19 protein-coding genes are annotated in these 21,656 nt (G+C 63.4%); 9 read left to right on the forward strand and 10 right to left on the reverse strand.

Going from position 1 to position 21,656, the window contains the following annotated elements; genetic code table 11:
• The 5 genes from KA354_15360 to KA354_15380 all read right to left on the reverse strand — a co-directional run.
• On the reverse strand, positions 1-262 hold a 262-nt coding region (locus KA354_15360), incomplete at its 3' end, for an alpha-L-fucosidase (protein ID MBP7936020.1).
• Positions 263-585: 323 nt separating this feature from the next.
• Positions 586-939, reverse strand: coding sequence for a DUF3795 domain-containing protein (locus KA354_15365; protein MBP7936021.1), 354 nt, complete (start codon positions 937-939; stop codon positions 586-588).
• Between the two features lie 100 nt (positions 940-1,039).
• Positions 1,040-1,729, reverse strand: coding sequence for a vitamin B12 dependent methionine synthase (locus KA354_15370; protein MBP7936022.1), 690 nt, complete (start codon positions 1,727-1,729; stop codon positions 1,040-1,042).
• Between the two features lie 141 nt (positions 1,730-1,870).
• The gene (pepD, locus tag KA354_15375; GenBank protein MBP7936023.1) at positions 1,871-3,343 is read right to left on the reverse strand and encodes a beta-Ala-His dipeptidase; all 1,473 of its coding nucleotides are present in this window, start codon (positions 3,341-3,343) and stop codon (positions 1,871-1,873) included.
• 208 nt (positions 3,344-3,551) lie between these two features.
• Positions 3,552-4,424, reverse strand: coding sequence for a zinc metallopeptidase (locus KA354_15380; GenBank protein MBP7936024.1), 873 nt, complete (start codon positions 4,422-4,424; stop codon positions 3,552-3,554).
• Positions 4,425-4,503: 79 nt separating this feature from the next.
• Between KA354_15380 and KA354_15385 the strand changes: the two genes are divergently transcribed.
• The 5 genes from KA354_15385 (at position 4,504) to KA354_15405 (ending at position 10,347) form a co-directional block, all read left to right on the forward strand.
• The gene (locus KA354_15385) at positions 4,504-4,767 is read left to right on the forward strand and encodes a hypothetical protein (protein MBP7936025.1); all 264 of its coding nucleotides are present in this window, start codon (positions 4,504-4,506) and stop codon (positions 4,765-4,767) included.
• 92 nt (positions 4,768-4,859) lie between these two features.
• Positions 4,860-7,106, forward strand: coding sequence for a VCBS repeat-containing protein (locus KA354_15390; GenBank protein MBP7936026.1), 2,247 nt, complete (start codon positions 4,860-4,862; stop codon positions 7,104-7,106).
• A 179-nt stretch (positions 7,107-7,285) separates the two neighbouring features.
• Positions 7,286-8,515, forward strand: a complete 1,230-nt coding sequence (locus KA354_15395; GenBank protein MBP7936027.1) for a VCBS repeat-containing protein — start codon at positions 7,286-7,288, stop codon at positions 8,513-8,515.
• Positions 8,516-8,820: 305 nt separating this feature from the next.
• Positions 8,821-9,066 (forward strand): hypothetical protein, encoded by a 246-nt coding sequence (locus tag KA354_15400; protein MBP7936028.1) that lies wholly within the window; start codon positions 8,821-8,823, stop codon positions 9,064-9,066.
• Positions 9,067-9,288: 222 nt separating this feature from the next.
• A complete protein-coding gene (locus KA354_15405) occupies positions 9,289-10,347 on the forward strand; it encodes a TIM barrel protein (GenBank protein MBP7936029.1) in 1,059 nt (352 codons plus the stop codon).
• A 150-nt stretch (positions 10,348-10,497) separates the two neighbouring features.
• On the opposite strand, the gene KA354_15410 is transcribed toward KA354_15405, so the two are convergent.
• Positions 10,498-11,781 (reverse strand): zinc-binding dehydrogenase, encoded by a 1,284-nt coding sequence (locus KA354_15410; protein MBP7936030.1) that lies wholly within the window; start codon positions 11,779-11,781, stop codon positions 10,498-10,500.
• A gap of 136 nt (positions 11,782-11,917) precedes the next feature.
• Positions 11,918-13,183 carry a DUF5009 domain-containing protein gene (locus KA354_15415; protein ID MBP7936031.1) on the reverse strand — a complete coding sequence of 422 codons (1,266 nt, stop codon included), beginning with the start codon at positions 13,181-13,183 and terminating at the stop codon, positions 11,918-11,920.
• Positions 13,184-13,354: 171 nt separating this feature from the next.
• On the opposite strand from KA354_15415, the gene KA354_15420 reads away from it, so the two are divergent.
• Entirely contained in the window at positions 13,355-13,903 is a 549-nt protein-coding gene (locus KA354_15420) for a hypothetical protein (protein MBP7936032.1), read from the forward strand.
• A gap of 1,499 nt (positions 13,904-15,402) precedes the next feature.
• On the opposite strand, the gene KA354_15425 is transcribed toward KA354_15420, so the two are convergent.
• The 3 genes from KA354_15425 to KA354_15435 form a co-directional block, all read right to left on the reverse strand.
• Positions 15,403-16,176: a site-specific DNA-methyltransferase gene (locus KA354_15425; protein ID MBP7936033.1), complete on the reverse strand. Its 774-nt coding sequence runs from the start codon at positions 16,174-16,176 to the stop codon at positions 15,403-15,405.
• Positions 16,177-16,303: 127 nt separating this feature from the next.
• The gene (locus KA354_15430) at positions 16,304-17,749 is read right to left on the reverse strand and encodes a sigma 54-interacting transcriptional regulator (GenBank protein MBP7936034.1); all 1,446 of its coding nucleotides are present in this window, start codon (positions 17,747-17,749) and stop codon (positions 16,304-16,306) included.
• Between the two features lie 179 nt (positions 17,750-17,928).
• On the reverse strand, positions 17,929-19,020 hold the full coding sequence (locus KA354_15435) for a uroporphyrinogen-III decarboxylase-like protein (protein MBP7936035.1): 1,092 nt from the start codon (positions 19,018-19,020) through the stop codon (positions 17,929-17,931).
• A gap of 134 nt (positions 19,021-19,154) precedes the next feature.
• Between KA354_15435 and KA354_15440 the strand changes: the two genes are divergently transcribed.
• Genes KA354_15440 through KA354_15450 form a run of 3 tightly spaced genes read left to right on the forward strand, consistent with a single transcriptional unit; the run spans position 19,155 to position 21,655 of the window.
• Positions 19,155-19,655, forward strand: a complete 501-nt coding sequence (locus KA354_15440; GenBank protein MBP7936036.1) for an RNA polymerase sigma factor — start codon at positions 19,155-19,157, stop codon at positions 19,653-19,655.
• Positions 19,656-19,661: 6 nt separating this feature from the next.
• The gene (locus KA354_15445) at positions 19,662-20,186 is read left to right on the forward strand and encodes a hypothetical protein (GenBank protein MBP7936037.1); all 525 of its coding nucleotides are present in this window, start codon (positions 19,662-19,664) and stop codon (positions 20,184-20,186) included.
• 8 nt (positions 20,187-20,194) lie between these two features.
• Positions 20,195-21,655 (forward strand): hypothetical protein, encoded by a 1,461-nt coding sequence (locus tag KA354_15450; protein ID MBP7936038.1) that lies wholly within the window; start codon positions 20,195-20,197, stop codon positions 21,653-21,655.
• Position 21,656 lies beyond the last annotated feature (1 nt).

The following is a 21,656-nucleotide window of genomic DNA, read 5'->3' on the forward strand; positions in this document are numbered from 1 at the left end:
CGCAGGGTATGTTGGCGGAGTTCCTGATCCTCTCCCCGATCCCGCCAATGCGTTTGTCGTGGTAGGTGCCGGCCGGGACAGAGTAGATACCCCAGTGAATGAACATGCCGAATCGGGCCTCACGCCACCACTTCATGCGCGCGTCGCGCTGTTCTCGCGTCTCGCGGGCATAGGGATCCACGGCGTCGTCGGCAGCCAGGGCAGTACCCGTCAAGCCGGACGCGAGAAGAACCGCTGCCATCAGTACTCTGCTACGAGTCATGGTCGCACCTCGCTTGGACTCTGGTTGTGGACCCGCACGCAACGACATCGCCCGTGCGCTCGACAAGGATACCGGTAGGTTACATCTCCACGATCGAGATGCAAGAGGGACAGACGATGGCGAATCGACCGGCGGTGAGTCATGGCTCGTCAGCGACGGAGGGTGGGCCATGCCGCCCTATCGCGGAGGGCGGAATACACGTCCCACGAAATGCGCCGGCGACCAGGCGGCCTTGATCTCTCACCCGACCGGATGCCTGTGGGGAGCGGGAGAGCCGCCACGGATTGTGGCGTCGACCAGGCTGGCTCTCGACGTGGCTGCGGTCATTTGCCAAGCTTCTTTCTGATCGCTTCCAGCTTGTCCTTGAGGATGGGCGCGAACGTGAAGAAGCCCTTGAGCGTCTCGCAGCCGTAGTCCGGGCAATGAGCGCAGGTCTGGACTCCTCGCGCGGTGGCGCAGGTTCGCACGCCGCATGTGGCTGCGTGGGCGGTGCTGATCCGTTTGCCCGAGGGGCATCCGTCACATACGCACATGTCGGCGCGATACTCTCTCCCACCGTATTGCCGGGTCCATTTCTGAGCCACCTGCGCCAGTCCGGCCTGGTCGTTTGTCTGAGTGGCGGCGTAGGCTTCACATTCGCCGCAATCCAGACCACAGAACGCTTGGATCCTGGCCATGGTTTCTCCTTCGGCATTCGCCGCGCAGCAGATACGGCTTAAGTTTGGTCTATGTTAGGGTCAAAGTCAAGCGAATTCCGGCGCCACCCCGGTTTTTTCTTCAGTGCGCCGCCGAGAAGCGGCGTGCGTGGAGGGAGGCATCATACGGTGCTCGCCGGTTCGGACACCTCTCACGCGGGCAGAGCTGGCAGTTCTCGAAACCTGTCTCGGTGGGAAAACGAAGCCCTGAGGCGCTCTTGATCGGGACCATCAGGAAACTGTCGGTGAGCCTGACACCGATCTGCACGCTGGCGTCGCCGAGCAGGCTGAACAGCGCGGTCTGCTGCTCGATCGGCCAGTCTTCCAGCGAGCCGGGATTCATCATCGCGGTCTTGCCCAACTGATACCGCCGGTTCATGTCCGCAGTGAGTGTCTCGAAGGCCGATCGCAGCGCCTCCTCCATGATCGTATCGGCCCAGAACCGCTCCAGCATGTCGGTGATGGTCTGCGACCACGCCTCGAGTTCGACCCCGCAGGTGACCACGAAGGGGAAGACGCGATGGCTGTCCGCCAAGTTCACCCGGAGAATGCGGCTGGCCAGTGTGACACCGTTGACGACGACGGCGTCCTCCGCCTTGGAGTCGACGTAAGCGAGCCGGTAGGCTCCTTTGGGTCGAGCGTGCAGGGCAGCTTCTCGTGCCAGGCGGCTGCACCGTTCCGCGTATTCGGGTCGCCCGTCGATCCGCAGCTTCTTCAGCAATGCAGGAAGACCGAGATCGAAGGGAATGTCCTTGAGAATCGTGACTGCCATCATCCGCACCCCGTATAGCTTTCGCCGCATTATAATCGGTCGTCGCCGGCGTGTCACGTCTCGAGAACCGGTGTGGCCACGGCGGAAGATCCAACGGGAGAAAGGTGGTGACCGCCGGCATGATCGAAGGCTTGTAGGGGCCTACCGCGACAGATCGCTCAGCACCGCCGCAAGCAGTCTCGCGAACCGCTCCACGGACGGGATGTTCACCCGCTCGCCTGGTGCGTGCACACCTTGGATCATCGGTCCCAACGAGATCATATCCATCCCAGGGATTCGTTCACCGATGAGTCCGCACTCAAGGCCCGCGTGGATCCCCATCACCGTGATTTCCTTGCTGAAGAGCCGGCGATACGTCTGCTGCAGGACTGCCAGGGCTCTCGAGGTCATGTCTGGCTTCCAGCCGGGGTAGCCTTCCCCTCTCTGGGCAGTGGCGCCAGCCATTCGAGCCAGCGCTTGGATCGCATCGAGGACCTCGCCCAGGGCCTGGGCATTGGACGAGCGTGACGAGCAGACGAGCTTGAAGCCATCGGCGTCCGTGCGCACCGATGAGAGGTTATTGGATGTTTCTACTAGCCCGACGATGCCCGGGGTCATGGCGATAACGCCGGACGGAATGGCACACAGCAGGTCCAGGAAGCGACGCGTGCTGTCCGGCGTGAACGGCCCGGCGGCCTCGTCCAGCGCTGGCTCCGACATGCCGATCTTCAGGCCGTCGTCCAGGCCGGTGTACTGGGCGGCCAGCGCCTGCCGCGTGCCCTCCACCTCCTCGCGGACAACGTGCTTGAAGCCGGCCGGGTGGCAGACCGTCGCCCGGCATTCGCGAGGAATGGCATTGCTCTTGTCTCCGCCATCCAGTCTGGCCAACCGCAGGGGGATCTGTCTCCCGAGAAGGCTCTGCAGGGTCCGAGCCATGGCTTTGATCGCGTTGAGCCGGTTCTTGTCGATGTCCATTCCGGAGTGCCCGCCTTTGAGCCCGGTCACGGACAATTCCGATTGCGTCCAGCCGGCCGGAAGCGGTTCGCGCCGGTCAGACCACTGGAGCGACGTCGTGCAGCCGCCCGCACAACCCACGGTGACCGTGGTCTCGTCCTCGGAATCCAGGTTCAGCAAGGTGCGGCCGCGAAGCATGTTCGGGTCAAGCTGCTTGACCCCGGTGAGTCCCCGCTCCTCGTCGAGCGTGAACAGCAGGTCGAGCGGGGCGCAGGCCAGATCCTCAAGCTCGGCCACATGCAGCATGGCCGAGCAGCCGATGCCGTTGTCCGCCCCGAGCGTGGTCCCTTCGGCGCTGAGCCAGTCACCATCGCGGACCACGTGCATCGTGCCCTTGGCGGTGTCGTAGGGACAGTCGGCATTACGCTCGCAGACCATGTCGAGGTGGCTTTGGAGGACAATCGGGGCCGCGCCGGCCAGGGCACCCCGTCCGGGCACGTGGATGCACACGTTGCCGACCTTGTCCCGGACGACCGGGTACCCCCGCTCGGCGGCCCAGGAGCATACGTAGGCGGCGATGTCCTGCTCCGAGCCGGACGGGCGCGGAATCCTGGTGAAGGCTTCAAAGTGTGTCCACAGCCCTTGGGGCTTGAGGCCGGAGAAAGCGCTCGTATGGCTCATGTGAGATCATCCTGAGGCGCTCCACCGACCATGATGTGTGGCCCGCCGTCTGGAGCGGACAGGCCCGTCATGGCCAGGACGCCGTTCGCCATCGTAGCGGTGCCTGCCGGTATCGTAAAGCGCTCAACTTCTCCGGCTGCAATGTGGCCGGCGGACGGGCGAGGCGTTGCCGAGGTGAGCGGCGCAGGGCGGCCGCCGGAGGCGGCGTTCACAGGTCCGGTGCGGCGAACGTATCCCCCCGAGACAGATCCCCCGTTTCAAGCCCGCGGCGGAACCAGCGCGTCCGTTGCGCGGAAGTGCCGTGGGTGAATGAATCGGGCGTCACGTAGCCGCGGCTCTGCCGCTGGAGCCGGTCGTCACCTATCGCGGTGGCGGCATTGAGGGCTTCCTCGACATCGCCGGGTTCGATGATCTGCTTCATGCGGTGGGCGTGGTTGGCCCAGAGGCCGGCAAAGAAGTCCGCCTGCAGTTCGAGACGCACGAGGAGCTTGTTGGACTCTGATTCGGTGAGCCGGGCACGTTGGGCGTTGACGCGATCCATGATGCCCAGCAGGTTCTGCACATGGTGCCCCACTTCGTGGGCGATGACATAGGCCTGGGCGAAGTCCCCAGGTGCCTGAAAGCGGTTTTTGAGATCCTGATAGAAGCTAAGATCAATGTACACCTTCTCGTCGCCCGGACAGTAGAAGGGGCCTGTTGCCGACTCGGCCATCCCGCACGCCGAGTTGACCGCGCCTGAGAATAGGACCAACTTCGGTTCGCGGTAGGTCTTGCCCATCCGTCGGAACACCTCGTTCCACACATCCTCGGTGTCGGCCAGAACAACCGAGACGAACTTCGCCATCTCGTCGTCCGGACCACCGGTCTCTCTCACGCCCGGCGATGCGGGGGCTGCGGGCGCGCCTTCCGGCATGCTCTGCAAGTTGGTCATCAGCCGGCTTGGATCCACACCAAGAAACAGGCCGAGCAGGATGATGATGATCACCCCCGCGCCACCGCCCACCAGGGTGGTCCGGCCAGCCACCGACATGCCCCGGCGATCCTCCACGTTCCCACTTTGCCGGTCGTTTCTCCATCGCATGGTAACCCTCTTGCCAAGCCTGAGGCTTCCGAGTTGATCGTGTCCGGCAACACCGTCGGACGGTTTGCACGATTATACCTTGCCCGTTGACGTCAGTACTATCGCCGCGCCCGGCGTCGTCCTCTTCCGCCGGGCGAAGGAGGCCGTCAATGCCGGTGGAGACCGGGCCGGCGACTACGGCAGGAATGCAGCGAGCCTGCGAGTCTGCAACTGCCGCGGCAACGGCGCGCCTGGCCAGGATGAGCCCGATGCCAACGGGGACAGCGTGCCCGACGGCAACAATCTTCGCCGGGGTAACGGCTTCGAGGCGTCCGGCGCTCCCGCTGCACCAAGCGGACGCTGAGGTGTGCCCGTCACGCCACGATCCGCGGAGGCTCCGGCCGCCGGTTTCCCGTCTCTTGGCCATGGGGAACTGTGGCTGTATGATCAGCAGGCATGTCGTCAGCACGACGCGTGATCATCAGTCTGCTCGGCGCCTTGGGCCTCGCGTTCTTCCCGGCTTGTCTGCCGGTGCCGCAGCCGCCCGGCGATGAACAGCCCGGTTCCGACATCGCCGCCACCGTGGAGGTTGAGCCCAACAACAGCATGACGGCCGCAGCCCTGGTGACGTTCGACGCCCAGGGGCGGGCACGGCTGCAGGGCACGATCCTCGGCCTCGAACTCGGCGTAGACAGCGACTACTTCGACCTGGGCCCGATGAACGCCGGAGATCAGATCCAGGCCTACCTCAACACGTCCGGATCCGACCTGCAGGGGATGCTCGGGGTTTTCGATGCCGACAGCAAGTTGTTTGTCCTGAGCCAGGAGGAGATCCCGCGAGGTGCCACTGCCCCGCGGAGCCCGGATGTCGAGTGGGGACAGCCTCTTTCGATCGACGAGATCGTTCGCCACGAGTCGAGTCACTACTATCTGGTGGTGAGTCGCAAGCCGGGCGTGGGCAACGTCAAGGGCCCATACGAAGTCCTGGTTCGCCTCCGGCGAGGTCTCGGCGTTCCCGCTCCGCGAAGTCAGATCGTCCTCCTCGATTACCGGCCAGCGACGGTGACTGTGCCCGGCAAGGGGGTTCTTTCGTTTGGCGCCTTTGACCCCGGTGCGGTCAGTTCGCGTTACGCGGGCCAGGCGGACACGGTCAAGCGGCAGATAACCCGCACCGTCCGTCAGAACTACGCTCGCTATGCTGTCCAGGTGTACGATAGCGACGAGGACATTGCCGAGCTGGCGGCGCCTTACTCCACCGTGTACTTCGGCGGTGCCTGCTCCGCCGCCCTGGGCATGGAGCTCGGCGAGACCGACTTCTACAACCACGATGCAGCCGACAACGCCATCGTGTTCACTGACAGCTTCACGCTCGACTTGTTCACCTCGCCGCCGGATGCAACCGGGCTGGGTACCGCGATGGGCAACGTCGCCTCGCACGAGATCGCCCATCTGCTGGGTCTCAGTCACGTGGTTGACTCGGGCGGGACTGACCTCATGAGTGCCCTGGAGATTCCCGATCGCTTCATGACCGACCTGCGATTCCGCGACAATGCCTCCTTGGCTTGGACGCTGTTCCCGGTTCCCAACATCTGGCTCTCTCAGGACGCCGGCGTCATGCTCACGGAGACGCTTGGGCGAGCTGCATTCGCTGTGGCGGCCGAGGTCACCGTGGGAACTGGCCCCATGAGCGTCACCGCCTCCGATTACGACGGCGACGGAGATCTCGATCTGACCATCGGTTGCCCGCTGGCGTCCGAGCTTTGGTTGGCCAAGAACGAAAACGGAGCTTTCCCCAATCCGTTTGCCTTCACCCTGGCGCCGACCGGGGTGGTGGCCGCGGATTTCAATGGTGATGGTGCGGCCGACCTGGCCGCGACGGACCGCAACTCCGGTGACGCGGGCGTGTATGTCTTCCTGACCGACGATGGAGGGGTACTGACCGATCCGGCCGTCTACGCCCTTCAGGACGGTCCCTGGGCCATGGCCGCCGCCGATTTGAACGGCGATGGCCGTCCTGATCTGGTCGTCAGTCATTTCCCCTCCGAGACGGTCTCTGCCTTGCTGAACCTCGGCAACGGCAGCTTTGGCGTGGATGCCGGCGCGGTGCCAGTGCCATTCGCCAACGCTCTGGCGGGCGGTGACCTTGATGGCGATGGTCGGGAAGATGTGACCGTCGCCAGCCTGGGCTCATCGACCAGCGCCGCGGGGGTGTACATTCTGCCCAGCAACGGCGACGGCTCCTTCGGTGAGACTCGGCATCTGTTGGGCGATGCACTCACCACCTCGGTGGCCGTGGCTGACCTCAATGGCGATCGACACCCCGATATTCTGGTGACCGATAGCTACGCGAATCTCATCTACGCGGTGCTCAACGATGGTCTCGGCCGGTTCGAGGGCGCCCAGGCGGTGGGGTATCCAGTCGGGGGGGCGCCGGTCGCCATTGCCGTCGGCGATCTGGACGGTGACACGTACGTGGATCTTGCGGTCGCCAACAGCAGTACCAACGACGTGTCCGTACTTCTCGGGCGCGGGGATGGGACGTTCGAATCTGAGTGGCCGTTTGGCGTGGGTGCCGAGCCTTCCGCGGTGACGATCGCGGATCTCAACGGCGACGGGCATCCGGACCTTGCGGTGGCCAACATGGGTGGAGACACCGTCTCCGTTCTGCTTGGCCGCGGTGACGGGACGTTCGGGGCACCATGAGTCGGCGGCGACGAGTGTGAGGTGCTGAGCTGAGCGTATCGAGGGAGCCCCTCCGGATCGCGCCTCAGCGGAGGCGACGGGGGAAACACCGAGGGCGGATTGTCAGTCTGCGATTACTGCGCGTTGACCTGTGGTTGGCGATTGCCGGTTGCCGGTCAGCGCATTCCGGGTGACGGGTAATGAACCAAGGTCCTGCCATGAAACGGGTGTCGATCCGCGGCCTGATTCGCGGGAGTGTGGCGGTGCTCGCTGCTGGGCTCTGCATGGGGCAAAGCTGTTCAGATTCCACGCCGGTGTCGCCGCCGGTCGGTTCGGCTTGCGGGCAGTTTGCCGCCGAGTGCGTGAATCTCCTCGGTACCGCTCCCTATGCTTTGGCTCCGGCCGATCTCGACAAGGACAGCGACATCGATCTCGTGGTGGTGAACTTCGGTACGGCCAACGTCAGCGTGTTGCTCAATCCGGGTGACGGGCGACTCGTGGAGTCGGGCAGATACACGGTGACCGATTGGCCTGACGATGTCGCCATCGGAGACTGGAATGCGGATGGTCACCTCGATCTGGCCGTCCAGGGGCCGCTCGGCGTCTCGCTGCTGGCCGGCAGCGGCGACGGGACGTTCGCTTCGGCGGTCACACTGGACATCTGGCAGAACGCGCCCCAGCGGTTGACCGCTGCGGACATGGACGGCGACCACCGGCTGGATCTCGTGATCGCGGGCGGCGTGCTCGTTGCCGACAACGTGACGATCATGCGCAACAACGGCCGGGCCCATTTCACCGCGGCCCAGTCGGTGACGGTGGATGAACTTCTGGCCGGCTTCAGCGCGGCCGAGGTCGCCGACCTGAACGGCGACTCTTCTCTCGATCTGGTCCTCGCGAACCGGTACGCCGGCAAGGTGCACATCCTGACCGCGGACGGGCAGGGCGGCTACAGTACCTCCGCCCTGGATGTGGCCGGGGCCAGCCATATTCTCAACGATCTTCTTATCCAGGATATGGACGGCGACGGGACATTGGATTTCGTCGTCGCGGACAACGGCAATCCCCTGGATGCGCAGGATGCGGGGTCGGTGATTCTACTGCTGAATCCGATCAGCGGCACGACGAGCCCGGTCAACTTCAGCGCCGGGACCTCACCGGTTTCGCTGGCGACCGGCGATGTGAATGGCGACGGGTTGCGGGATATCATTGTCGCCAACAACATGTCCGACGACGTCTCCGTCCTTTTCGGTCAACGAGCGGGCGGCTTCGCCTCGCGGATGAGCATCGCTGTCGGCGACGGTCCCACGGCCGTGGTCGCCAGGGACTTCAGCAACGACGGCAATCTCGACATCGCTGTCTCCAACATGAACTCTGGAACGGTGAGCATCTTGATCAATGACGGCACTGGCCATTTCACCGCGACCCGATGACCCGGTGGCCAGCTCAGGTCTCAGGCCCGTCGGTCGAACCCGACGACCGGGAATGTCGCGATCGCTCCGTCCTTCCTTCGAGCTCGTCATCTCGTGTTCGTGAGCGTCCGTCGCGTGTGCGGCATTTTCCCCACCACCCCCGCCTGGTCGGGCACTATTGCCCAATCTCGGCCTCCTCTCCTCGTTCAGTCGCCCCAGAAGTGAGTTCTGTCGCTGGCACACCGTCTGCATGACACGATCATCGACCAAGCCCGCACGGTGCGGGGGATCGGAAGAAGGGGTTATCAAACCAAAGGAGAATGATCATGGCACGTTCAACGAACAACAGGAGCGGCCGCGGCCGGTGGATCAAGGGCCTTGTTCTGGCTCTGGGTTTCTCTGCGCTGGCGGCCGCAACCGGCTGCGACGAACTCTACAGCGGCTTGTATGGTGGCTACTATCCCAGCTACGGCTACTACGACCCCACCTCCACGATTCAGTCGGTGATCAGTTACCGGCAGAACGTGTATGATGCCAGCAACGCCGCGTGGGGCGCGTACTTCCAGGAGTGATCCGGTCATCGAGGGACGGGGGTTCGTTTCGCGGGAAGATCGGTGTGATGCTCGGACGTTGGTTTCAGGACCGGCGCCGAGCATCACCGTTGTTGCGGTCCTGGCCGGGCCTTGTCGGTCCTCGTCGGATGGTGTAATCTGCAGCCGCCGTCCGCGTGTGGTTCGGCGCGGAAGGACTCGTTTGGGGCCAACCAACAGAAAAGGAGCAGGACCGTGGCCAAGGTGCAGACGAAGGCGACCGGCAATCGGGGTAAGTACCGTTTCTCGTTCGGGCCGTGGAATATCAGCGAGGGAGCGGATCCGTTCGGTCCCCAGACGCGTGATCCGGTCGCGTTCGCCAGTAAACTCAAGGTCTACCGAAAGCTCGGATTCGCCGGCGTGCAATTCCACGACGACGACGCAGTACCTGATCTCAACAAGCTGTCCCGCCAGAGCGTCGTGGCCAAAGCCACGGCGCTGGGCAAGGTCCTCAAGAACGAGGGGCTGGAGCCCGAGTTCGTCGCCCCGCGTCTCTGGGAGGATCCCCGGACCATCGACGGCGGATACACCTCCAACAGTCCGGCACTCCGTCAGTACGCCGTGGATCGCTCGCTGCTGGCGATTGACATCGCTGATGCCCTCGGCTGCCGCAATATCGTTCTGTGGCTGGCCCGGGAAGGAACCTATATCCGCGAGTCCAAGAACGCCCGCGTTGCCCACGAGTACCTGCTGTCGGCGATTAACAAGATGCTCAATCATCATCCCTATATCCGTATCATGATCGAGCCCAAGCCGAACGAGCCGATGGATCATGCCTACGTGCCGACTATCGGCCATGCGATCTCGCTCGCCTATCTCTCGATGGATCCGAATCGCGTCGGCGGACTGATTGAGACCGCTCACGCCAAGCTGGCCGGGCTCGATCCGTCCGACGAAATGGCCTTTGCCTTGTTCCACAAGAAACTGTGGAGCGTCCACCTCAACGACCAGAATGGTCTGAAGTTCGACGAGGACAAGAACTTCGGGGCCGCCAACCTTCGCGAGGCCTTCAATCAGGTCCGGATCCTCGAGGAAGGCGGCTACGGCAGTGAGGGCGAGATGGTCGGCCTCGACGTCAAGACCTTCCGGACCCAGAAACAGACCAACAACACTGCCCACCTGGCCAACAGCAAGCGGTTCTTCGAACTCCTGGTCCAGAAGGTCCGCGCTTTCGACCGCAAGGCCGAGGCTCGGTTCATCAAGGACCGCGATTACGAGGGGCTCGAGCGCCTCGTGATCGAGCATCTGCTTGGGGTCAAGTAGGCCGTCTTGCGCCAGCCCTCGGACGCCGAGCCCTCGCAAGGCCCCGGACCGTAAGAGGAGATCCGCCGGGCCGGCAGGTCGTATCTTCCTCGACGAGCATGAGCACAACCTCGCCTTGCCGAGCTCCGCTGGCTCGGGCGGGAGCAGCGGCTACGCATGCAGATCAGCGTGGTCTTGCGTGAACGCGACCTTGATGGCCCCGGTCCGAGCCCGGCCCGCCAGCGTGGCGAAGGCCTCCCGATACTGATCGACTCGGAACCGGTGGGTCAGCAGGCCGGTCAGGTCGAGCTTCTTCTGCGTGATCAGCTCGAACACCACCTCGTAGGTGTGCATCGGGCGCCCCCGATAACGCTCGATGGCACGGCCGTTGGCTCCGATCAGCGACAGCTCGTCAAGCCAGAGCGGGGCGGTGTCCACCAGCCCGATCTGCGAGGTGCCCACCTCGACCACCGTCCCGCCGGATCGGGCGTATTTCATCGCGTCCGTCAGGCTCTGGCCGTTTCCCACGCAGTCAAACACCATGTCGAAGCCGCCGAAGAAGGCCTGATGGCCGAACTTGGAGGGAACCACCTCTCCGCCGATCAGCTCGGCGATTCTGCCGTAGCGTTCCGCCTGAGGCGCGGATCGGCGGAGGCTCACCTGTTCGTTCGCACCAAACCGACGCATCATCTCCGCCTGGCGCGGGCTTCGACCGAGGGCGACAACTCGACATCGCGAGCCCAGGGCCCGGATCGCACCGGTCACACCCATCCCTACGAGACCGGAGCCGAGGACGAGAACGGTCTGCTCGTCGCTGGGCGGGCGTCGCAGCACGGCGTGCACCGCGCCGGCGATCGGATCGGTCAGGACGGCGGTCGCATCGTCGATGGCCGCCGGCACGCGGTGAAGCTGCGATACATGTGCCACGAACCGGGGAGCCCAGCTTCCCCCGGTAAAGTTGTTCCAGCCGATCATCGAACCGACCGGAAGGGGGCCCGTCCGGAAGTGCTGGCAAAGGGTGAACCGGCCCGCCGCGCACATCCGGCAGCAGGGCTCGATTTCCCGGGCGGCACACGAAAGCGCCGACTCCGCCACCACGCGATCGCCGGGTTGCCAGCCGGTTACCTCCGGCCCGATTGCGTCGATGATGCTGACGTTCTCGTGGCCCAGGACTGCCGGCATGCTCGAAATCGTCTGGAGGATCGAGGCCGGGTGGTGACGCTGCATGACCGCCGCCAAGTCCGTCCCGCAGATTCCACCAAGCAACGGCCGCAACCGAACCCACCGAGGCGACGGCAGCGGGGGGATCGGGACTCTCGCCAGCCTCAGGCCAGAGTGTCCGGACCAGAACACCCCCGGCCAGGCCCAGCCGGCGACCTTGGTCACAGTCCAGGCCACCGGCCGGACGCGGTAAACTAGGGCGGTCATCTCGCCTGGTGAATCTGCCCAGCTCATGGTCGAATCATACCGATCAGCGATTCCGGCCGCCAACCCGCTAACCTGACCGGCGAGCGGCTCGCGCCCCAAGGTTTTCGCGAAAGCGGAGTGCGGGTCTCGACGGTCCGTCCGGAGTTGATGGAATACCCAACCTCTAGACCTTTAGCCGAACATGGAGCCGCATCAGCCCGCCGGTCAGGGCGACGATCAGGAGAGCGAACACCGCCGATCGGACAATGGCTTGGCTCCCGGCATTGAAGTGGGTGTCCAGCCAGGTGATGCCCGCCAGGCTGAGAGCCGACTCGATGATTGACGGTAGGATGTACGCCAGGACCGCGCTGGCCCCCGCCGGGCGAAGAAAAAAGGACCACCGCGTCCAGCCGACGACATCCATGACCACGTACAGAACACTGAAAACCAGCGTGGCGAATCCAGCGCTGTACAGTCCCCAGGTGGGCGTGGCCGCGTTCTTGTTGATCCCGAAGGCCGAGCGGAGAAGAAAGCCTCCAGCCATGAAACTCGCCGCCAGCAGGAGCATGAGGCCGATCCGCCGGCCGGCTGACGGCGGCGCATCGGGGCTCCTGATCGCCCTGGCCACCAGCACGCCGGCCAGGGCCACGGCCGTATGGCCTCCAATGTGACCGCCGACATTGAAGTACTCGTGGACGCGGAGGTCGAGATGCAGCCGGCCAACGCTAACAATTCCAAGGCCGTTGAGCCAGCCCAACATGCCGGTCTTGTCGCCGATGAAGATCGCCACACACATGGCCAGCATCCCCGCGATTCCCGCCGGTCGGTTCCTGAACGCCAGGTAAATGACGCTCGCGAGAAGGTATGCCCATCCGATCAGCCCGAGAATGCCCCACCAGGAAGTCCGCATCCGCACAAGTCGGCCCTGCTCCTCTGCCCCGTAGATGGCGGCCATGGCGACGAGAACGCTGATTCCGGCCAAGCGGAGGATGAGGCGAACGGCCTCGGGAATTGAGGCCGGATAATCGTTCCAAATCAGAATGAAGCCCATGTACACGGCTAGGCACCATTGAGCACGGGTCATCCCGGTCAGCTCGGCGTTGACACGGCTCATATTGACCATGAAAACCCCCATGATCACGAGCCGCGCAGTGCGCCCCAGCACATGGCCGCAGACACGTGACCAGTGCTCCCCACGCTCGATCCTGCCGCCGAGGGCAAAGGGAATGGCCATCCCCATGATGAAAAGGAACGCGGGGAAGACCACGTCCACGAAGGTCATGCCGTCACCGTTTGCGGGGAAGTGTTTCATCCACGGGGGGATGTCCTTCATGCCCGCCAACTCGTTGACGAAAGCCATGATGAGGATCGTCAGTCCGCGGAAGGCGTCGACGGACGCCACGCGGCCCCGAGTAGATTGGCACCGAGTGATCCAGGGTGTGTCATTCATGGACGGCGAGATTGTACCTCAAGGCGGCGACGATTCCGTCAGGATTCCCAGAATCCGCCGGGCTCGATTGACTCACATGGCATAACCCGATCATCCGATCATTGGGGGAGGTCCGCTGTTCGAGCAGGGCAGTCTCCGCCGGCTGGAGACTGATTGAGAGGAGACGATCCCATGCGCCCGGTCCAGATTACCTATGTCGCGTCCATGCTCACCGCCACCGTTGCGGCCGGCTGTGTGTTGGTGAACCCATCCAATGTCCACCTCGGAGCGGTCATGGCCTCGCCCTCCCCATCCGAACCTGGCTCAACTTCGCCCTCCGTTCGCGAGACGGCTTACGCTTCTGCCCTGAAACGGGTCATGCACCAAGAGGAGAAAGTGGTGAAGCAACTCCAGAAACGCGACTGGGAAGACCTGTTGGAGGAATGCAGTGCCTGGATGGAATACACCCGCAAGCTCGTCGGTTACGCCGACACGTCTCAAGACCCGGTCCGGTTTCGCCAGTACGGCCAGGAACTCCTGGTGGCTATCGAGGAGATCAGGACGGCGGCTCAGGCTCACGATGCGAACGCATCCCAGGCTGCCATCCGGCGGTGCGATCCCATTCTCGACAGGTATTCTCACGACTTCCCTTTGTCGGTCGTTCCAGTTCAGCCAGGGACCGTTCCGTCGGATTCGCGGGCCTGGACTCCGCCCGAGAGTGCTGGATTGCGAGTCCCTTGACCGCTGAACGGCGGAAAACCGTCTCGCCGGTTAGCTCTCACGGTTCACCCTCAGAAGATACTCGGGCGTGGGGACCGGCATGATGCGGTTTGATGCCGGTTCCTCGGATGATATGGCCTAGCGGACGCCAAGCAGTCGGAGTCTGCTCACCGTCAGCGATCTCCTCTTCAGGAAAGCGTTTTTCAGTTTAATTCCAGCCCTTTGCGATGTTTCAGATACGGGCGGGCATTGCCAAATCGGCTCAACGTGCTGAGCATGAACATCCGATAAAGGCGTTGACGGCGCCGTACGCGACGAGACAATGGGCCCTTGGCGCGGCCCTGGTCTGCAAAACCACTGTCCTGAAGGATGGAAGTCGCTGCGGCAGAACCGGTTATCACCGTTTTTTTGCCTTTTCCGCTTGACAGGCGACAGGCGGTGTGCTATCAGGATAACAGCCGTTCGGCCCAACACCCCGTTTCGGCGTCAGCAAGGCGCGTTGTAGGCTGGCATCGAAGGCCATGCGGTCTGGCGGGGTGGGCAATGGATAAGCGGCCGACTATAACAGCGATATTCTGCGGGTGTGCTAGTGTCACTCGCAGGTGCGGGGCACGACAAGAGTGTTCGCGTGTTCACTCGAGTTGTGGAGGCCCACGGTTGGGCGCCCGTAGGGTGTAGAGTCTACACGAAAGGAGAAAGGTAATGACTGCATTCTGGCTTCTGTTCTGGGTTGTCGTTCAGCCGCTGTTCAACACGATCGTGAATATCTGGCAGCTGTGGGGCTGATGTGTGTTGGGCCTCCCGTTGCTCATCGAGTGACGGGAAGTGCCGAACGCAGCAACTGTGCCGCTTCTTCCTGGACAACGGCTGGGGAGAAGCGGCTCTTATACATCCGTCGGTTGTTCTGATCGGAGCGACCTGAGAGCGATCCTGCAGTTGCTGACGCTTGACAAGGGGCGGTGTGTGTGTTACTTCTCTCGAGTCGATGCGATCGCCACGAATGGCAAGCAAGTTGGCGAGCCATACGGAACCCATGGGAGGGTTTCCGGAGTATTAGGTCTCTGATTGAAAAGGAGAAAGACAATGACTGCTTTCTGGCTCTTTGTTTGGTTCCTAGTCCAGCCGCTGTTCAACACGATCGTGAACGTTTGGCAGCTTTGGGGCTGATGTGATTGTGTTGCGCCTCGTCGCTCTTCAGGGTGACGGGGATCGCGAGCACGAACGATTGATCGCTTCTTAGCAGGCTCGGGCCCGCGAAGAAGCGATCTGTTTTTTCGTTGCGTACCATCGATCTCCTCGTGAGCACGCTTGCCTCGAGGCGAGCATCCTCGTGGACTGCTCAGCGGCTCAGCCCGCCGGCCCGGCCGGCCTTGACTTCTTCATGCCTCTTGGTCGCGGCGGCGGGCGCTGAGCCTGGTCGGCGATGGACGCCGAAAGCCGCGCAGGTTCGGGGCGATCCGGCCTTGGCGCGACGGGTCGCCGATCGGGCAGTCCGGCCGGTCTCAGGATGGGAACCCGGTCTACGGACCCCGGGTGGCGGCGACGACAAGGTCGGAGAGCCGGGCGGAGGCGAGCCTGACAGCCTCAGGTGAACGGTCGCATCCCAGCCATCGGCGGCCAAGGCGACGGGCAACTGCCAGGGTCGTGCCGCTTCCGCAGAAGAAATCCGCGACCAGATCTCCCGGGTCGCTGCTGGCTTGGATCACCCGCTCGAGAAGGCTCTCCGGCTTCTGTGTGGGGTAGCCGGTTCGCTCCCGGGCCACGGTGGACAGGAACGGGAGTTCCCACACATCGGTCATCGCCGGTCCTTCGGGATGGAAATACAGCCGGCCGGAACGGGTCTTCTTGTAGGGTCGTCCGGTCTCATCGTGATTGAGCCCGTCAGTGCGGTAGGCTCCCTCGCGCATGACGCGGAACTTGTGACGATTTCGCTCTCGGGTGTACGCCAGGAGCGAGTCGTGCTTTCGGGCGAACCACCGGTGGCTGCGGCCACCCGTGCGGTAGGACCAGATGATCTCGTTGAGAAAGTGGTCGTAGCCGAATACCTCATCCAACAGAACCTTCACGTAGTGGACCGCGTGCCAGTCCAGGTGAACGTAGACACTGCCGGTGGGTTTGAGCAACCGCCGCATCTCTGTGAGTCGTGGCCTCAGGAAGTCCAGAAAGGCCGTCAGGCCGCCATGCCATCGGTCATGGAAACTCTGCCGGCCGTTTCGGTGCGTCTGTAGCTTGCCGGTGAAGAAGGGCGGATCAGCGTAGATCAGATCGATGCTTGCTGAAGGGAGGCCGACCATGAAGTCCAGGTTGTCGGCCAGGACGATTCGCCCACCCAGAGCGGGACTCTTCTCGCTTCGCGATTCCGGCCTTGCCCCACCGTGGTCCACCGCCTCAACATCATCCGGGCGGCGGGCCGGCTCAGATTCAGAGGATCTCTGATCTGGGGACGATGCCAAGCGCGTCCATCCTGCGATACAACCGACTTCGTGAGATTCCCAGCAATCGGGCCGCTAGACTACGCTGACTTCCGGTCTTACGCAAGGCCGTCAGAATGGCCTGGCGCTCATAATCGGCCAGGAGATTGTCCAGGGGCGTGATCCCGGTAACCGGGCCCTTGTTCAAGCCTGAACGACGGGCCACACTCGCCAGATCGATGTCTTCGCGCTGCAATGAGTCGCCCGAGCCGCGGGTCATGGCCGCTTCAATCGCATTGCGCAACTCCTGGGCATTCCCGGGCCAGTCATAATCGTTGAGCGCTTCCCACGCCTCAGGAGAGATGGTCCGGATCTGACGGTTGCTGTGTGGGTTGAGCTCTCGCACGAACTGATCGACGAGAACCGGGATGTCTTCCTTCCTGGCTCGCAGCGGGGGGATCTCGATGGACAGCACGCTGAGCCGGCCGAGCAGATCATCGCGGAGCGTGTTCTGGTTGCGGATTTCGCTCAACGTCCGGCTGGTCGAGGCAATCAGACGCAGACGTGCCGGGACCGCTTCGACGCTTCCCACCGATCGAACGGCGCCTTCCTCTAGAGTCTTGAGCAGTTTGACCTGGCAGCTCTCGGGCAATTCGTCCACACCCTCGACGAACAGTGTGCCACCGTCAGCCGCCCCGCACAGGCCGGCGGCTGACAAGCCGATGGTCCCAGGTGGGGCATGTCCCTCACCGAAGAGTTCGCTTTCGATCAGGTGCCGAGGTGTGGCCGCCACGCACATGGTGACAAACGGGCCTTCTCTCTGAAGACCATTGAAGTGGATGGTCCGGGCAACCATCTCCTTGCCGGTGCCCGGCTCGCCGCTGATCAGCACCGGGCTGCTGCCGGTACAGGCCGATTGGACCTTCTCGAGAACCCCCTGCATGCCCGGTGAGCGGGAGACGACGCCTTCGAAGCCGTATCGGTGCCGCATCTGGTCGCGGAGTTGTTCCACTTGCTCCCGCAGTCCCTGAATGGTCTTCTCCCAGCGATCCTCGCGGGCCTTGCTTTCGGTCGCGTCGCGCATGATCCCGATGACATGTCCGGGTCCCCCGCCGTCCTTGCGGAGTGGGGTGTAGATCGTCTCAACCCAGCGTTCGCGACCGTTGCGGGACGAGATGCGCATCAGCTGGCGCACGGCGCCGGGCTTCCCCTCGGACAGTTGCTTGGCCGGGCACAGGCCAGCGGACAGGATCCGCCCTTGCGAGTCGCGGCATTCCAGCAAGTCGCTGCAGGCATGCGTGCCGGAGAACATCTCATTCCGTTGGAGCCCGGTGAGGGCTTCGAAGGCCTGGTTGACGAAGACAAACCGCTGCTGGTCGTCAAGGACGAACACACCATCCTGAGTGCTCTCCATCACACGTTCCAGCGCGAGCCGTTCGATGGTTTGAGGTGTCATGAGCAGGTCCCCTGGAAAAGACCATTACGGTTTCGACCTGTTGAGATTCTAGGCGCGCCCCGGCCATGGACGAGGGAAAAACCGAGATGACCCACAACGGGGACAGGACTCGCTCCGATGGACTCAAAGGGGGCTCTTTGGTCGATGCCCTAAGGCGGTTTCCCGACGTCCTCGTCGGGTTATCGACGTCCGTTGAAGCGATGGACAGTCTCGATCATGGCCAGAAAGTGGTCGGCAGGGATGTAATTGGGTATGGAATTCCCAGAGCCGCAGGCGTAGCCGCCCGCCGGGGCGCAGGTATCCAGAATCTGGCGCGTTCGGCGGATAATCTCCGTTTCGTCCCGGCGGGCCAGGATGTCGATGTCCACACCACCGATCGCCGCCAGTCTGCCGCGCCATGCTCGGGCAAACTCCTCGACGGGCTGAATCACATCCTCGAAACTGTGTTTGCCGTCAATGCCCACGGAGTCAACCAGCTCCGGCATCACGCACTTGAGATTGCCGCAGGAATGCAGCAGAAAAGGCTTGTTGTAGCGGTGGGCCAGGTCGACGTACCGACGATACCACGGGAAGATGTACGCTCGGAGGTCCGCGGCGCTGATCATCGTGTTGGTCTTGTAGCCCAAGTCGTCCCCCATCCAGAGGATCGGCACGCTGTCCGTGCGACACCACACCTCGAAGCAGTCATGGAGCAAACGGCCGACCCGGTCCACAACCTCGCGAACTAGGCCAGGTGCGTCGTACAGGGCGAGCATGAAGCTCTCCAGCCCCATCAGCCAACTGCTCCATTCGAAGACCCCGCTGCAGTAGCCGATGCAGGCCATGCCATCGGGAAGCAGGCGGAGTGTCTCTTCGACCGGGCCGAAATCGACGTCTGCCACCGTCGGCCATGGGTAGCGATCGAGATCCTCGGCGGTCTGGATCGGCCCGCGGTGCTCGTTTTGCCATACCCGCTGTCCCCGGTTCAGCTCGGCCGTGTCCGCGGCCTTGTCCTTGAATGTGTTGAACGGGATGGCCGTCCGAAGCCGGAAGGCGTCAAAACCCAGGCGGTGCATGAGGCCGACGGACTGTCTCAGGGACCTGTCGCGGAGTTCCGATGGACCGTTCTTCGACCACGGCACGTAGGGCTCCCCCAGCAAGGCGGACATGACCTCGTCGTCAAGCTTAAGTTCCAGGAAAGGGATCCGCTCCGGCCGTTCCCGACGCAGGACTGCCAGCAGGTGGTGGATGTTCGGATCTGGTTTGGGCAGACGCTCGACGCGATCGATCATGAGGCACCTCTGCGGACAAGAGCCTCCGGCTGACGTCGGGCATGATACAGTCTGGGTGTGGCTTGCTCCAAACGCGAACTTTTACCCGGGCTGTGGCACAATAGGGATGGGCTGGGAAGAGGCAGAGGTGGTTGGTGAACCCGGAACGTCTCCAGATCGAGACGCTGTGGCATACCTGTGCGGTCAGGGTGCGGCGATTCCTACGCCGTAGCATGGGTGACCACGAGACGGCCGACGATCTCCTGGGGCAAACGTTCCTCGAGGCGGCCCGCTCGTGGCATCGCTTTACCGGACGGGGTAACCGGGAGGCATGGCTGTTCGGGATTGCCCGGAACCTGTCGCGGCGGGCCCACCGATCGGGTCGCTTGCGGCGGACGGAACCGCTCACGCACGAGCCGCCGGCTCGCCCGGAGACGGAGTCGGAGGACTTGTCCGATGAGCTGGGTCGGATGAGAGCAGCGATCGCCCGGCTGCCCGACAAGCTCCGTGAGACCCTCACCTACCGTCTGGCCGACGGGATGAGCTACGACGAGATTGCCGCGGCCCTCGGTATCCCGGTTGGAACGGTTCGGAGCCGTCTGCACGATGCCGTACGCCGGTTACGGGAACAACTGACCGATGAGGAACAGGAGTGATTTGAGATGGAACGACACCACATCGAAAGCCTCGTGGCCGATCAGGCCCTCGGCGAGTTGTCCGTACCGGCCTCCTGGCTACTGGAACGTTATCTGGCCGAGCATCCGGAATATGCGCGTGAGGTTGACCAGATGAGGCGCACGATTCGGCTGGCCAAGTCGGCCCTGCTGACCGCTCAGCCCGCGGAGAGCCCGCTGCCGTCGATGCCTCGTTTGCATCCCCGGGGCTGGACGGTGCGGATGCGGAATGTCGCCTGGCCGGCGGCGTGTGCGGCCTGTCTGATGCTGGGCTGGTTCTTGCGGCCCACCGCTCCGACCGCGAGTCAGACCGTCAATCAGGCCAACTCGGTTGTGAAGCGCGAGGGACAGGTCGGTTCGGAGCGTCCTTCGACCATGGTTGTGGCGGGGGCGGCTGACGAGCAGTTCTGGTCGGTTCGTTCCTGGGTCGAGCGCAGCTCGCGTTCATCCAAGGGGACGGCGGGTGCGTCGGCGATCGTGTGGAAGGCTCCCTTTCAGGTTGCATCAAATTGAGGTGCGGTATGGATCGGAAACGACTTGCGGCGGTCCTCGTGATCGCCTGTACGGTTTGGCCTGGTTGTCTTCCCGAGAAGCGGGTGGTTTGGTCGCGTGACGGCTCGCGTGCGATGGTCCGGGCCGGTGGGGATCGCTTGGTCCTGCTCGACGGTCCGACACTGACCCCACGCGATTCCGGCCTGCCGGTCCTGGGCATGGATTGGCTGCCGGAGGTGAACGGAACGCCCCGGGCGGTTCTGCTCAAGCGGCACGACTACACCACCTGGGATTCGCTCAAGTCTAATCTGTCTTCCGACGAGGTACGCAAGGTCGCCGCCGCCGCGAAGGACCTGGGCGATCAGTTCATGGCTTTTCAGGGTCCCACGGATCAGTTCAAGCTCAAGGACGATTCCCTGCTCAATGACGGGGTCTGCGCAGATGCGGCCCTGCTTTGTCTTCGGGACACGGCCACACCGGAGCTGAAAGCCAAGTTCGGTGGCAAATGGGGTGAACTGGGCGAGCCGAAGGCCTACACTGCCGAGGTCACGGTAATCGCGGATGTCGGCAAGCAGGCGGACTCGGGGCAGGTGCTCGACACCTTCCTGGTTTCGGGGCGAGTCCCGGTGGCCGCTGATCCGACCGGTCGAACACTGGCCTTGTTGCTTCCGCGTCCCGACCAGTCCTTGGCCGACGCTCAGCCCGCGTATGCCCTGGCTGTCTGCGATCTCACCCGGCCCAAGTCCTTGAGCGTCGTCGACGAGCGCGTGGGCATGGGTGTGGCCTGGAGCGGCGACGGACGGCAGATCGCCTACTTCCGCTACGTAGGCGACCCACCCAAAGAACGCAAGCCCGACGGCGCCTCTCGGCTGGGGCACCTGACAGTGCGGGACATCTCCTGGACGGAGGTGGATGGCAAGCCGGTGGCCCAAGCAGGCGCACCGAAGCAAGTGGGCGTCCTGTTCAATTCACTGGCCGGACTTCAGTACACGCCCGACGGCAATCTGATCTTCGCGGCTCTGCCGATGACACTGCCCGCCACCACCGAGGATATGCCTCAACGATGGACGTTGTTTCGGTGGGATCCTCGATTTCCCGCGACCGTCAGCCGTGTGCTGGACAGCGAGACCACCGATTGGTTCGCACAGCCAAACCAGATGTGGTTGTTTGCCATGAGCCCCAGCAGTCGGCGGGTCCTCCTGGCTGGCGACAAGGACTCCAGGAAACTGTACGTCTACGATTCCAGGTCGGGGCGGCGGGTCATCGTGGAGGGCGTTGAATGGGACGAACACGGGATCCAGCCCACTTGGCGGAATGAAGATCAGTTCTGCGCTGTCGTCGTGGCGGGCAACGAGAGTGGCTCGCCCGGTCGAAGAGAACTGGTGTTGTTCGCAATCGATTCGTCCGGGCAGGTCAAGGCGGCTTCGTGTCCGAGCAGGGATTGGCCGCTCGAGTGGACCAGGGACTGGCTGGAGACAGAATCGAAATAGT

It is taken from the genome of Phycisphaerae bacterium (assembly GCA_018003015.1).
Lineage (GTDB): Bacteria > Planctomycetota > Phycisphaerae > UBA1845 > PWPN01 > JAGNEZ01.